The 13,950-nt window shown below is 33.7% G+C and carries 18 protein-coding genes; 1 reads left to right on the top strand and 17 read right to left on the bottom strand.

Annotation, left to right across the window (positions count from 1 at the left end; translation table 11 throughout):
* Positions 1–10 precede the first annotated feature (10 nt).
* The 7 genes from ACXYMZ_RS00345 to ACXYMZ_RS00315 form a co-directional block, all read right to left on the bottom strand.
* Positions 11–1,303 (bottom strand): restriction endonuclease subunit S, encoded by a 1,293-nt coding sequence (locus ACXYMZ_RS00345; protein WP_458946337.1) that lies wholly within the window; start codon positions 1,301–1,303, stop codon positions 11–13.
* On the bottom strand, positions 1,293–2,810 hold the full coding sequence (locus ACXYMZ_RS00340) for a class I SAM-dependent DNA methyltransferase (protein WP_458946335.1): 1,518 nt from the start codon (positions 2,808–2,810) through the stop codon (positions 1,293–1,295). Before ACXYMZ_RS00340 ends, ACXYMZ_RS00345 begins: the two co-directional genes overlap by 11 nt.
* A gap of 15 nt (positions 2,811–2,825) precedes the next feature.
* Positions 2,826–3,419 (bottom strand): helix-turn-helix domain-containing protein, encoded by a 594-nt coding sequence (locus ACXYMZ_RS00335; protein ID WP_458946333.1) that lies wholly within the window; start codon positions 3,417–3,419, stop codon positions 2,826–2,828.
* Positions 3,420–3,743: 324 nt separating this feature from the next.
* Positions 3,744–4,085 (bottom strand): recombinase family protein, encoded by a 342-nt coding sequence (locus ACXYMZ_RS00330; protein ID WP_458946331.1) that lies wholly within the window; start codon positions 4,083–4,085, stop codon positions 3,744–3,746.
* A gap of 100 nt (positions 4,086–4,185) precedes the next feature.
* The gene (locus tag ACXYMZ_RS00325) at positions 4,186–4,398 is read right to left on the bottom strand and encodes a helix-turn-helix domain-containing protein (protein WP_458946329.1); all 213 of its coding nucleotides are present in this window, start codon (positions 4,396–4,398) and stop codon (positions 4,186–4,188) included.
* 219 nt (positions 4,399–4,617) lie between these two features.
* Complete coding sequence (locus ACXYMZ_RS00320; protein ID WP_458946328.1) at positions 4,618–5,364, bottom strand: ATP-binding protein; 747 nt, start codon at positions 5,362–5,364, stop codon at positions 4,618–4,620.
* A gap of 4 nt (positions 5,365–5,368) precedes the next feature.
* Complete coding sequence (locus ACXYMZ_RS00315) at positions 5,369–6,310, bottom strand: hypothetical protein (protein ID WP_458946326.1); 942 nt, start codon at positions 6,308–6,310, stop codon at positions 5,369–5,371.
* A gap of 578 nt (positions 6,311–6,888) precedes the next feature.
* On the opposite strand from ACXYMZ_RS00315, the gene ACXYMZ_RS00310 reads away from it, so the two are divergent.
* Entirely contained in the window at positions 6,889–7,890 is a 1,002-nt protein-coding gene (locus ACXYMZ_RS00310) for a replication-relaxation family protein (protein WP_458946324.1), read from the top strand.
* Between the two features lie 529 nt (positions 7,891–8,419).
* Here the strand turns inward: ACXYMZ_RS00310 and ACXYMZ_RS00305 are convergent.
* The 10 genes from ACXYMZ_RS00305 to ACXYMZ_RS00260 form a co-directional block, all read right to left on the bottom strand.
* Entirely contained in the window at positions 8,420–8,656 is a 237-nt protein-coding gene (locus ACXYMZ_RS00305) for a glutaredoxin family protein (protein ID WP_144925649.1), read from the bottom strand.
* Between the two features lie 51 nt (positions 8,657–8,707).
* Positions 8,708–9,094 carry a DUF302 domain-containing protein gene (locus ACXYMZ_RS00300; RefSeq protein WP_144925646.1) on the bottom strand — a complete coding sequence of 129 codons (387 nt, stop codon included), beginning with the start codon at positions 9,092–9,094 and terminating at the stop codon, positions 8,708–8,710.
* Between the two features lie 30 nt (positions 9,095–9,124).
* A complete protein-coding gene (locus tag ACXYMZ_RS00295; protein WP_144925643.1) occupies positions 9,125–9,424 on the bottom strand; it encodes a rhodanese-like domain-containing protein in 300 nt (99 codons plus the stop codon).
* 15 nt (positions 9,425–9,439) lie between these two features.
* Positions 9,440–9,799 carry a rhodanese-like domain-containing protein gene (locus ACXYMZ_RS00290; protein WP_144925640.1) on the bottom strand — a complete coding sequence of 120 codons (360 nt, stop codon included), beginning with the start codon at positions 9,797–9,799 and terminating at the stop codon, positions 9,440–9,442.
* A 180-nt stretch (positions 9,800–9,979) separates the two neighbouring features.
* Positions 9,980–10,240: a metal-sensitive transcriptional regulator gene (locus ACXYMZ_RS00285; protein WP_088051596.1), complete on the bottom strand. Its 261-nt coding sequence runs from the start codon at positions 10,238–10,240 to the stop codon at positions 9,980–9,982.
* Positions 10,230–10,586: a rhodanese-like domain-containing protein gene (locus tag ACXYMZ_RS00280; RefSeq protein ID WP_144925637.1), complete on the bottom strand. Its 357-nt coding sequence runs from the start codon at positions 10,584–10,586 to the stop codon at positions 10,230–10,232. Before ACXYMZ_RS00280 ends, ACXYMZ_RS00285 begins: the two co-directional genes overlap by 11 nt.
* 212 nt (positions 10,587–10,798) lie before the next feature.
* The gene (locus ACXYMZ_RS00275) at positions 10,799–12,493 is read right to left on the bottom strand and encodes an FAD-dependent oxidoreductase (protein ID WP_458946320.1); all 1,695 of its coding nucleotides are present in this window, start codon (positions 12,491–12,493) and stop codon (positions 10,799–10,801) included.
* Positions 12,494–12,504: 11 nt separating this feature from the next.
* Positions 12,505–12,801 (bottom strand): rhodanese-like domain-containing protein, encoded by a 297-nt coding sequence (locus ACXYMZ_RS00270; RefSeq protein ID WP_380772809.1) that lies wholly within the window; start codon positions 12,799–12,801, stop codon positions 12,505–12,507.
* Positions 12,802–12,859: 58 nt separating this feature from the next.
* Positions 12,860–13,639 carry a sulfite exporter TauE/SafE family protein gene (locus ACXYMZ_RS00265; protein WP_458946319.1) on the bottom strand — a complete coding sequence of 260 codons (780 nt, stop codon included), beginning with the start codon at positions 13,637–13,639 and terminating at the stop codon, positions 12,860–12,862.
* 63 nt (positions 13,640–13,702) lie between these two features.
* The gene (locus ACXYMZ_RS00260; protein ID WP_151025989.1) at positions 13,703–13,930 is read right to left on the bottom strand and encodes a sulfurtransferase TusA family protein; all 228 of its coding nucleotides are present in this window, start codon (positions 13,928–13,930) and stop codon (positions 13,703–13,705) included.
* Between the last annotated feature and the right edge of the window lie 20 nt (positions 13,931–13,950).

The raw sequence follows: 13,950 nt of genomic DNA, 5'->3' as shown, positions 1-13,950 counted from the left end.
AGTTTTATTTTTAACCTTTTAAAGAAACTTCATCATCGATTGGTACATTAATTTCCCCTGTCATTATTTTAGGAAGAAGGGTATCACGAATCAATTGCAACTTTCTATTTTCCTTTTCGTTATAATAAACCTTTTTTAAACATGCATTTATAGTTTTATTTAATTGCTCTTGTATTTTCATGGGTGGGATAATAATCGGAACTTTCCGTAATTCTGATTGTCTAATTCCAGTTACTGTAGTTCCCGTTGCTCTATTATTAATGTTTTCTTTTACACTAGTAGAATTAATACTCATAAATAATAATGAAGGAAATATAATTTTTGGATTTGCTCGAATACCATATAGTCTTTGACTAAGAACGTATTCTTCCTTTTCAGCTAGATATAAAGTTTCACCTAATGGAGCTTCTGAGGTCATCAATATATCTCCTTCATCTAAAGTATCCTTCATCCACTTCTTATAAAGATTCTCATCAAGATATTTAAAGTCATCACTTCTTACAATTCTATTGTTTTTAATATTCTTTGCAGATATTGCTGTATATCCTATTTGTGACCAATCGCCACCTAGTTTTTTCGGGGTTTTACCACGGTGATCAATAATCAACGCTGTAATGTCGCCTAAGCTTTTTATTTCCCAAGACTTTGGTATCATCCCCAATTCACTCATAACCATTTCTCCACCACTTAATTTATAAGGATTACCATTTTCATTCGGAAATTCAAAATCAACAAACCAATGTTTAAACATCGCTTGAGCCATTTCTTCCAGCTTTTCATTGATTTGATTATTTATCTCAATTTTTTTGTCTAAGGTTGTAAGAATTTTTGCTATTGCTCTTTGTTCTTTCTCACTGGGAAAAGGTAACTTAATTGTCTCTAAACCCTTTTTGTTTATAGATGCAAAAACAGTACCTGTTTCTCTACTAGTTATTTCTCCAACATAGCTTTTTAATAAATAGTACAAAAACTCATTATTACCGTTAAGCATTTTAAGGCTTGCTAATCCACGTCCTATACATAAATCAGTAGTTGCTACATTTACATCCCCAACCGGAGCGCGAACACTCATTAAAATATCACCTTTATCAGCAAGCCTCTTCGGATCAGTACACCAAGTATCTATATCATGATATTTATCACCGAATGTTTTTCTTCCCTGCATGAAAGGTATTCCTAAACCTTCACTGTTATATGACTCTGACTTCGGAGATTGTCCCATTGTGATAATGGCTTTTGACTTTAACTCAACCACATCCCAATTTTCAGGGATAAAACCTACCTCAGATTCTTTAAAGCTCATATCCAATCCCTCCTAAATTCTTCTTAATTTCTTCTTCCAATCGGTGGGATTTATCGAATAACTCTTTTAATTCTCCGGTGAGAGTCTCCATTTTCTCTTCGAACGGAATACCATCATCCTCTACTTCCCTCAATCCAACATAACGTCCGGGAGTAAGCACATATTCGTTTTTACGAACTTCATCTAATGTAGCCGATTTACAGAATCCTTTAATATCTTTATACTCTTTATCTGCTTTACGCCAATTTCTATAGGCTCCGGCAATCTTCTGAATGTCATCTTCTGTTAATTCACGTAAACGACGATCTACCATTTTCCCCATGTTGCGAGCATCAATAAACAAAATCTCATTTTCATGACTTAGATAGTTTGGGTTACTTTTCTTATTACGATTTAGTATCCATAAAGAAACCTCAATACCTGTTGAATAAAATAATCTATCTGGTAAAGCAACAATAGCATCTACCAAATCTTCCTCTAGTAAGTTTTTTCGAATTTCTCCTTCATTGGATGTGTTCGAGCTTAATGAACCATTCGCTAATACAATTCCAGCTGTACCATTTGGTGCAAGGTGATAAATAATATGCTGCAACCAAGCATAGTTGGCATTTCCATTCGGCGGAGTACCATATTTCCAACGAACATCGTCTACTAATTCATTTCCTCCCCAGTCACTAATATTGAAAGGAGGATTCGCCAAGATATAGTCTGCCTTTAAACTTTTATGCAGGTCATTATGGAATGTATCCGCATGATGTTCTCCGATGTTTCCTTCAAGTCCACGAATAGCAAGATTCATCTTACATAGCTTCCAAGTTGTTGAGTTCAACTCTTGACCATAAATAGATAAGTTCTCTATTTTCCCTTGTCGACGTTCTACGAATTTTTCACTCTGAACAAACATACCACCACTTCCGCAGCAAGGATCATAGATTCGCCCCTCATATGGTTCAATCATTTCTACCAATGTTTGTACGACGCTTTGTGGTGTATAGAACTCTCCACCGCCTTTACCCTCTGCACTAGCAAATTTACCTAAGAAATATTCGTAAATACGACCAAGTAAATCCTTTTCTTCTTTACTGTGTAGTTTAATGGTTGAAATCAAGTCAATCAGTTCACCTAAACGACGTTTATCAAGCTCTGGGCGTGCATAACGCTTATCTAATACCCCACGTAATGATGGGTTTTCTTTCTCAATTGCAATCATTGCTTCATCAATGTATTGCCCAATTCTCGGATCTTTTGCATGGTCTTTAATGAAGTCCCAGCGTGCTTCTTTAGGAACCCAGAAGATATTTTCGTATGTATATTCGTCACGATCTTCTTCAAATCCATCGCCTTCTTCGACTAACTCTTTATACTTTGTTTCAAATTTATCAGAAATGTATTTCAAGAAAATTAATCCTAATGCAACGTGTTTATATTCTGATGCATCCATACTTCCACGTAGTTTATCTGCGGCTTTCCATAATGTTTCCTCGAATCCAATCTTTGCTGTTTCCATATTCTAATACTCCTTTTAATAGTTATGGTCATCTAGTACTTCAAATAATTCGCTTTCAAATTCATCCTGTTCAGGGCCTGTAGACACCCAGTCTGGTAGTACTTCTAAATAATGAGCTAAACCTTCAATTGTTTTATGAAAAGTTGGTTCATGCTGTGCTTTATCTAAAAGTTCCAAAACTAACTTAAATGTATCTAAATAAGGTTGGTGTTCTACATGGTTTACCATGTCTCGAAACTTTTCTATGAGCCTTGCTTTTTCAATGTCATGCTCAATTTGATTTATTTCCTCTTTATCATAAATAGGAACTTCAACAAGGTCGTTTTCTTTTCCAATTAGAAATTGTTCCTCATGCTTCATGATAACTGGATGTAGGTCTTGTTTTAGTTTTTCCTTTTGAATCTCCAGTTTTTCTAATTCGGTTAATTCTTTAGAAAAGTATTTAGCCTCTATACCAAAGATATTCTCCAAAGTAGGTAGATGTTTTTTAGAGATATTTTGTTTTCTCTTAATCCATAAGTTTATATTTTGCTTTTTGATGCCAAGCTTTTCAGCTAATTCGACGTGCTGCATCCCATAAAGATCTAAGATGTATTCTAAACCTATCAATTGATCACCTACCTTTGAATATTGTCTGAGTCAATATATTTATATTGTAATAGTAAAATGGTTTGCAGTCAAATGGTAACATGGGGCTTTAGTAACTAATTAGAATTATGTAGGGAAAGGAATAACAACGAGATTTCTAATCGTTCCTTGTACAATTGCAAAAACATTTAGGTATTGAACAATCAGCGAACCTTTTTCATCAGAACTTAGTAAAACCGTAGTTATTATCTAGCCTTGACTAAACAATCACCACGGTTTGCTTTTCTTTTTTTAATTAACTGATACTCCAACCTGATTAATCATCCATAAGGATCTATTAATTAACTAGTTATTTCCTCCAAAAGTATTAATACTATTATCTAATGCAATAATATTTACTTTTTGTTGTTGACAAAGATCCTGTAAAGGAATTGCTTGTTCGTAGTATCTGAATAAACGAGAAGCTGTCACAGAAATGATTACCTCAATTTTCTCTACTTTAGCAGCTTTTATCGCTCTCTGAAGTCCCACATTTAATCCCGGTCCCAAACTATTTTCATCTTTATAAATCTTACACAACTGCCAATTTTGACTATCGATATATTCCTCTATCGCTTTCACCTGTATTGATAAACTATACTCACTATGCTCTTTGCTTGATGTTCTTACATATGCTGCACATTTCATAATATAAATCTCTCCTTTTAAATTAATTAATTTTAGAACAGTTACTTTTATCTTGTGTATCTACAGAATATTGGACTTACTCAACCTCTTCTTGCTCTGGTTACTTTTCAATCTGAAAAACATCATGAAATTCTAAATCCAATTGATTTGATATTTTCTTTGCAACCGCTGGGCTAGGGTTTTTCTTATGATTAACAATTTGGTTAAAGTAATTTTCACTTAATCCGGTATGTCTCGAAAACTCTCGTTGGGAAAACCCTTTTTCAATTAAAATTGCTCGTAGTTTATTGGAATCCTTAACAATGATTTTCATGTTTTAATTTTCCCCTCCTTTTGTTAATTGCGTATTCTTCAAGATAAACAAAAAGAGAAAACCACCTTTAAAAGACTGCAGCATACACACATCGCTGTCACTCTATAGAAATGGGGTTTTCCCTTTTTATTGCTATATTCGATTCTATCTTTTGACTGTTATAATTATATTTTAACAATCTATTTCTATATTTTAAGAGATCAAACACATTAATCCACTTCATTTAAAAAACATCTTTGCTACTTCTTCATTTTCCTTTTTAGATATTATTTCTCTTACACTCTCTTCAGGCATAACAACTGGGAATGTCATCTTTTCAATACGACTCTTTATCCTCCCAGCCGGATACTTATTTTGGAGTGACTGTATTGGCATATTAGATGTGATAATAGTTGGTCTTTTGTAACTCATTCGCTCATCTAAGATTTGCGTCAAAACTTCCTCTGACCAATCTGTTGTTTTCTCTACACCAAGGTCATCCATTACGAGTAATGGGGCATGCTTAAACGACTCCATTAAACTATAAAAGGTTCTATTAGAGTCTTTACTAGAAAATGAATGCTTCATCTCATTTAGCATATTTACTACAGAAATATACACTGGCTTTATCTTATACTTGATAATGAGTTCATTGGTAATGGCAATTGATAGAAGTGTTTTTCCAGACCCCTTTGTATTACTGTAGAAGTATAATCCTTTCCCCATTTCCTCCATCTCTAGATACTGTTCAATATAACGTGTTGCAATCTTCTTAGCATATTGTGCAACTCCCACACTATCCTTCACCTGATAGATTTTCGTATCAAAATCATGAACTCTTTTATTTAAATAGTCATCTGGAATTCTAGCAGTCTTAATTTCACGCAACAGTTCTTTATATTCTCTGCATTTACACATTATAGCGACCTCAGACCCATCTTCTCTGATTTCATGAATCAGTCCAGTGCCGTCACATTCTCTGTACATACAATCATCTGTCGCCTTCGTTAATTTCCCCGGCTTCTTGAATTGCTGAACCGTATCGCTGGAAATATTCATCTTGGTCAATATATCCTGTAGCTTGTTCATCCTCTAAAACCTCCTGTTCATATTTATAGGCTTGATCAAATATATAGTTTGCAACATAACGAAATGACCGGATATTATCTAACTTGTGTTTTGGTTTAAAGTTATCAAAACATTCCTTTATCCAACCAATAATTCGATCAGTCTCCCAATTCTCTCCAACAACATCCTTAATCGCCTTTTGGTCATTAGCCGATAGCTGCATGTTATTACTAAGGCTCAAGTAGATTTTACTAATTAATTCAAATTGATTTGAATCATAAATAGTAATGTCATCTTCAATCCATTCACTCGACGAAGAAGTCTCTGTATTAATTTTTGGAGTAATCTCTGTAGTAATCTCTGGTATTGCAGCGCAATCATTGAGCTTCGAATCACTTTTTTCCACATTCGGAGAAACAGTTTGTTTACTCGAAGTATCATTTTCTTCCATTCGTAATAACTGTTTGTAATCATCTATTGGATATCCTAAATTACTTAAATCTATGATGACTTTCACTAAGTTCACACGATATTGTAATGTCTTATCCCACTTATACCGAGGGTTATTTCGTCTTTTAACATAATCCTTTTCTACTACTTTACCTAAATACTTTCGAATCGTATTAGGTGACACACCAAGCATTACTTCCTCAGCCAATTCCTCAGCTTTTTTATAAATCCAACCGTGTTTAAAAGAATCTGTTAAATGATTTTCTAAGCGTTCTCTTTCTTCAACCTTGTATTTACCAGCATCTTTCATACGATCTATCCAGTAAATTAATTGACCTAAGATTACAGCTTCTTCCATACTACCTGTTAATTCTACCAAGTCTTCTCTGATGACAGCCTTTTTTATTTTCTGCAATTGAATCTCTCACCTCTTAATTTAATTTGTTTTTTAATGTAGGTAGAATTTTGTTTCCTGATTATCATCTCCTCATCTACGTCTGCCATTTGGATTTTTAAATAAAAAAGAGAAAAACCCAAGACAGACGTAGCAAAATATATACACGTAATTTTGTGTACATTTCACTACTTCCTCTTGGGTTTTTCCCTTGTTGTTGAGAAAGTCGATCAATTTATTTATTTGACTATCATTATACAACGATGATTTTATATTGCAAGTCTTTTTACTTTTATTTTATAAATACCCACTCACTATTGAATTTACTTCTTTTATTTTATAGGACTAGGAATATCAAAATTTGACAGTACACTATTTAAAGAACACTTTTCATTCACCATTAACCACCCAAATAATAAGGTTACTGATAAAAATTAGCAGCATTTAAGTTAATTATTCAGGAGAAGTATATTACTTACTGAAATAGCATGCATGTAATCAACCTTTTATATAGCTGACAATAATAGTGAAAATTGAAATTCTAAAAGTGTTCTGGCAAGCAAATATCATTCACCCAAAGGGAAAGGAGAAAAAAACAAATGCAAGATAAAATCATCTTAAAGAAAAATGCGAGACAACGATTAGAACTTACTAATACAGATTTAAAGTTATTAGCATTTTTAGAACAACAGCGGTTATTAACTTTGCAGCAATTCTATCAAGCTGCTAAACACTTATTCGAATTGGGGATTAAAGAATATAGTTTTAAAAATCGAATCAGAAAGTTTGAGGACTATCATCTAATTCGTTCTGAACATTATTCTAAGGGTTTTGAAGGGGAACGTTTTAAATTCTTGGCAATCGGAAGTAAGGCTGTTGATGTATTAATAGAAAGTGGACTTCTAGACGAATCATACAACAAACCAAAAATATATAAATTTAATCAAAAGAAAAACTTGTTGCACTTTATTGCAACACAACAAGCAGCACTAAATATATTAACAACCTTTAATAAGAAAGCTATTAAAGATCCAAATACAAATAAAACAAAGTATCCAATCATTTATAATCAAACTTCATTTTCCTATTCACCAGCAATGTATCCATATACCGAATGGGTAAGAAAACATAAAAACCTACATCGACAAAATAACGGAGCATTTCATGCGGAAATAGCAAAATATATGACTACAGGAAGTAAAGCGGGCAATAAATTAAATGGAGCTACGATGACAATAGTAAAACCAGACTGGATTATTAAACTAAAAGGAACACCAGAAGTAAGGGACGCTATAATAAATATTGAGATGGATATGGGAACGGAGCCTATCGAAACCCTAGCTCAAAAGTTATTTAAATACGCAATCCTTGCTGAAAAGAATCCAGAAGTTCTTCATATCATGGATATTGTTATTGTCGATAACAGCTTATCAAATCGTTCCAGTTTTAGTGATGGAATTAATAGAACAAAAAATATACTACAACGATTTAAGTCGGACTCAGCAGTTATAAAGAGACTAAAAGAATCCGGCTTAAAACTTATCGTTCACCCTTTAGGACTAAATGTAAATCAATTATATAAAACACTACGTAAATACTGATTATTGCTTTTCACGCACAGTCATTCATTTGGAATGACTGATACATAAAACATCATTGGTAACCATTATTGGATACTATGAATAAAAACTATCGTATCAACACTTTCCCTTCAGTTACATCTCTCACCTTTCTATTCACTTTTACTATTAGTTACGATTAATAGTAACCATTATTCAAAGTAATACACTCATTTGATAATCACTAACATAAAAATAGCCATTAACATATGAATGGTAACCATTAATAGATACCAACTCAAACATTGACTGGCACTGCATTTCACTAACTTGATTGTTCTATTACTCTGCATAGTATCTTATATTGGTAACTATTAATAGTTACCATATATTGTATTTAACAAGCCACTGTATTAAATTCTAATGTTGTACATAAAAGTTACCCTTGTTAGAAGAATATTAAAGCTAGAATAATGCCTTTTTGCTGAAATCACTTTATTTTTATATCACAAAAAAACAGTAAAGAATGTTTATATCCTTACTGTCTTTACGTATTCGTTGTAGTACGAGATCATTTAATTAATATCTTTAACATTCTCTCCGGATCAAACCCGCTTATCCACTCTCCATTTATATTGGTTTGTGGAACCGTTAATCTTTTCGTTTTTCCTATCACTTTCATCCTTGCTATAGGATTCAAGTCTACAATTACTTCTTTATAAGTGATATCAAAGGAGTTTAGAAAGCTTTTTACCATTCCGCAGACTGGGCAGAAGCTTGATGTATATACCGTGACAGTTTGATTCATTTGTTCATAACCTCTTTTATTAACTCAAAATCCCTATTAAAATTCACTTGATTACTTACTTTTATCAATACAGGCAATCAATCTTTCTTCAATGTCGGTTGCAATTTCCTGTAATTCTTCATCTTCTACCATTTGAATTAAAGCAGTTGGTTTTGGTAGCCCTATGTTAGTTTTCCCTTTATCATCCTCGTAAACAACGATTTTACATGGAAGGAAATATCCAATTAACTGATTCGTTGACAACACACGCTGGGCTTCTATAGGGTTACATACTTCTAAAACAGTAAATGGATGGTCTAGTTCATATCCTTTCTTTTGTAATGTTTCCTTAATGTCAAACTGCCACTGAACACCAAACTTTTCTTCCTTTAAATTTACTTCCAATGACTTAATGGCATCTTCTATAGATTTGTTTGTCTCTATTGTGTAATGAAACATCTTTTGATTTCACTCCTATCTACTTAGCTTTTATTCAATATTTCCATTCCAATTATTCATTCCACCGATCATATCTTCAACTTTGAAACCTAATGCTTCAAGTATTCCACAGGCAGCTTTACTTCGGTTACCAGATTGACAAACAACCACGTAGTTCTTATCCTTGTCTAATTCACCTTTTCGTAATGCAAGCTGACCTAATGGAATGTTGTTGGCATTTGGAATTTTACCACTAGCTACTTCTCCATTTTCACGAACATCAATTATGAATACTTCTTCACTATTTTGAAGACGTTTAGCTACTTCTTCTGGTGCTATTTGTTTTGCCATCTCTTGTCATCCTTTCTAATACCAAGCACTCATTCCACCTTTTACATTGTAGATATTTTCGAATCCTTGTTTTTTCAGCATATTTGCTGCTTTTGCACTTCTCATTCCGCTTTGACATATAACAACAACTTCTTTATCTTTTTCCAATTTGTCTACTTGGCTAGGCAAATTGGAAAGTGGGATATTTTTAAACGGTTTGTGATGATTTGCTTTATATTCACCCGGTGTACGGACATCTATAAATTGAACACTTTTATCCTTAATTTTATCTTTTGCTTCTTGAACAGTTATATTCGTAATGCCCTTTTTGGGAATAAAACGATTGATCACAAAGAGTGCGATCAAAATAATAAAAATCCATTGTATAATATCCACTCTACCTTCACCTTCTCTTTTCTTAACTTTTATCTGATGTCATTTTACCTTCTGTTCTAATTGTTTCATTTGATTACTTCTATTAGGATTTCAACTCACCCATATACCCAGCGGGGTATAATTTATTTAAAAAGAAAAAGGCTGTTAAATTTCCTTTTAGTAAGAAAATTGTTAGAACCTTTATCTACTTTTAACTAATAAATTTACTGCTTCTTTTACAAGTTCTTTCGTGTCTTCACCATTTTCAATATTCTCTCGAACACATTGTTCTAAATTCATGCTTACAATTAATCCAATTGTACGATCAATACCAGTACGCGATGCTGATAATTGAGTGATTACTTCCCTACAATCTTTATTTTGCTCAATCATATTTAATACGCCTCTAATTTGGCCTTCAATACGTTTTAAACGATTTATAACAGATTTATCATACTCCATCTATTATTCCTCCTTTACATGCACAACCTATAATCTCGAAACTACTAACACTATATCCTTTTCTTAATAAAAATCTCACACCTAGATTAATATCCATTCGATCACTCGCAACAACATGAAGTGACTGATCCGGAATCTCACTGTAGTGTCTTCTCAAATAAGCGTAAGGTATCTGCATTGCCACATTTTTTAAAGTTCCTTTTTCGTTGAAATCTCTTAAATCTAATATAACGATATCCTTTTCGCCAATTCTATTTTTACAAGTTATCCCCTTAATTGGGAAGTACCTTCTAAATAATTCATAACATAATAAAACAATAACCGCACTTAGCAAATATATAATCATAATTGATCACCTTTTAATAAGGATTACATAAACAATAATATACCCCATAAGGTATATTGTCAAGATTTCAATATTATTTTCTATTAGTCGCTTTTGCTTTCTTTAACAAAACTTATACACATCATAAGAATAGAAAATATATGGAGGATACACCAAATAATGTACCTCCGTTTCATTACTGTTAAATAATATTCTTCAGATTTTAAGTCAATCTATTTAAAATTATATTCCGTTACTATTCTTTCTCTACCAGTAACTAAATCATTAAAGTATTCATAAAGATTTACACCCAAATAGGAACCAGAAATGTTGTATACATTCTCATATCCTAAATTTTGTAATGCCATTACCATATTATAACTTCTTTGACCTGAACGACAGTGAATGTATACAGGTTGATCTTTTGGAATTTCATCAAGTCTCTGTCTAAACTCACTTAAAGGAATATTAACTGCGTTTTTAAAATGACCTGTATTATATTCACCTTGTTCTCGTGCATCAATAATAAAAGCATTACTTTCTACCAGTTCTCGAACTTGGGAAACTTTGACTTCTTTGTATCTGCCTTTTAGTAGATTTAGCCCTACTAAAGCGGCATGATTAACGACATCTTTAGCCGTTCCTAGCATTGGTGAGTAGGTCAATTCTAGATCTTTCAAATCTTCCAACGTACCATTCATTGTAATCATGGTTGCAATAACATCAATTCGTTTATCTACATTTCCTTTACCAATTGCCTGCGCACCTAAGATTCGACCTGTTGGATATTCATAAACCAATTTAAAATGCATTGGATTGCTGTCTGGCATGAGTCCCACTTTATCTCCCGGCATTAAGTAAACATAATCGTACATCATTCCTGCTTGCTCAGCTGTTCTTGCATTAAGTCCAGTAGATGCTGCATTTAAATCAAAGAGGTGGATGGATGATGATCCGATTACACCGATATTTCTAGTTGGAATTCCATGCATATGGTCTGCGGCCACTCTGGCTTGTTTTTGGGCTGGCCCGGCTAGTGCTAGTCTTGTTTGTTTTTGTAACAAACGATGATACACTTCAATGGCATCCCCAACTGCATAAATATCTCTATCACTTGTTAAGTAATTGGAGTCGACTTTAATAGCTCCTGTTTCTCCAATCTCAAGACCTGCCTCCTTAGCCAAGTTGGTTTCAGGTCTTACACCAATCGCTAATACCACTGCCTGCGCATCAATTTTCCTACCGGAGTTTGTTGTAATATATCCATCAGAAATTTTAGCTAACCCATCATCTAGAATAAGTTCAACTCCGTGATCCACCATTTCTTTATGAAGGATTTGAGCCATATCGTAATCAAATGGTGCTATTACTTGATTTGCAAACTCAACTAATGTTACATTATAGTCTGCAAGTTTAAGATTTTCTGCAACCTCTACTCCAATAAAGCCACCACCGATGACCGCGATATCCTTCATACCTTTTTGCTTGATATATGAATTGATATTCTCAATATCGACTACGTTACGTACTGTAAAAACATTAGAATTGTCTATGCCTTCTAAATTTGGTCGAATAGGTGAAGCACCGGGGGAAAGCACCAATTTATCATAGCCCTCTTCGTATGTTTTATCTGAGATCAAATCTTTTACAGTGATTGTTTTCTTATCCCGATTAATTTGAATAACTTCCTGTTGTACCCTAGCTTCAATATTGTAGCGACTCTTAAAGATATCGGGAGACATTAAAACAAGTTTTTCGCTATCTTCTACAATACCGCTTAAATGATAAGGTAACGAACAGTTTGAAAAGGAGACATGAGGACCTTTTTCAAACATAATAATCTCTGCACTTTCATCTAATCTTCTGACTCGTGCAGCGACAGAAGCTCCACCAGCAACCCCACCAACAATCAGTACTTTTTTTCCCATATTTAAGCCTCCTATTCTATTTCACCTTGCCACGCTAACATTCCGCCAGTCATATTCGTAACATTGTACCCTTGATTAATTAAAAATTCACATGCACTTGAACTTCTTCCACCAGAACGACAAACCATATAATAATGTTTATTTTTATCGAGTTTTTCTAAAGAATTAGGTATATCACCCAAAGGAATATGTTTAGCTTCTGGAATTTTCCCCTCTGCAACCTCAACGTCTTCCCGAACATCAATAATATGAACCTTTTCTCCATTTTTTATTTTCTCTTGTAACTCTACTGCTGATATACTTTTCATCAGTCTGCATCTCCTTTATTATTGTCTATTTTCGTATCTAGAAGGTTTAAAATATTATTTAAGTCAAAATATCTATCCAAATTTTAATAGCAGTACCCGCAATCAAAAGTGCTAATATCACTTGTAAAATTCGGGTATTCATTCTCTTTCCTACTTTTGCTCCAAGTGGTGCCGCTAATAAACTTGCTACAATCATAATAGCAGCGGGCCAATAATCTACTTGTCCAGTAACAAGTTTACCAACACTTCCCCCGATGGAAGAAATGAACGTTACTGCTAAACTTGTTGCAATCGTCATGCGTGTTGGAATGTGCAAAACCGTAAGCATGATTGGTACAAGTAAAAATCCTCCTGCCGCACCGACTATACCAGATGCTATTCCCACAATTAATGCTAATATTGCCGCTAGTGGCTTGTTGAAGGTAACATCATTTAATGGTACATCGTCCATTTGTTTCTTTGGTACAAACATCATTACAGCTGCAATCACAGCTAGAATACCATACACAACATTTACTGCTTGCTCGGATAAGAAAATCGATCCATAACTACCAATTAGACTTCCTATCAGGATAGCTCCACCCATATAAATGATGAGCTGCTTGTTTAGGTATCCACCTTTTCGATATGCCCATACACCTGCAATGGAAGCAAACAGTACTTGTACTGCACTTATTCCAGAAACCTCATGGGCTGTAAATGCTACTAGACCAAATAAAGGTGGAATATAAAGTAGCATTGGGTATTTAATAATGGAACCCCCAACACCTAACATACCGGATAAAAAGGAACCAATAAACCCAATCGCAAACACAACGATGATAAAAGTTAAATCCATTACTAAACCTTCATTCTAATTTAGAAAAGCGAGTAGTTCATGCTACCCGCTATTTGGTTTTCCTTATCCTTTTTGAATATAGAAATACAGAACATCTTCTTCTGTTTTTTGTTCTAATACAGTGTGGCCACCTGATTTTGCCCATGCTGGGATATCGTTTAAAGCACCCTTATCTGTTAGAAGTACTTCAAGTACTTCACCTGAGTTAATCGTATCCATTGCTTTTTTAGTTTTTACAATTGGCATAGGACATGCTAAGCCTTTTGCATCTAATGTTTTTGTGATGTTCATTTGTTATACCTCCATTTTAT

It is taken from the genome of Oceanobacillus sp. CAU 1775 (assembly GCF_054482815.1).
Note: the sequence above shows the minus strand (reverse complement) of the source record. Positions and strands in the feature narration are given on the sequence as shown.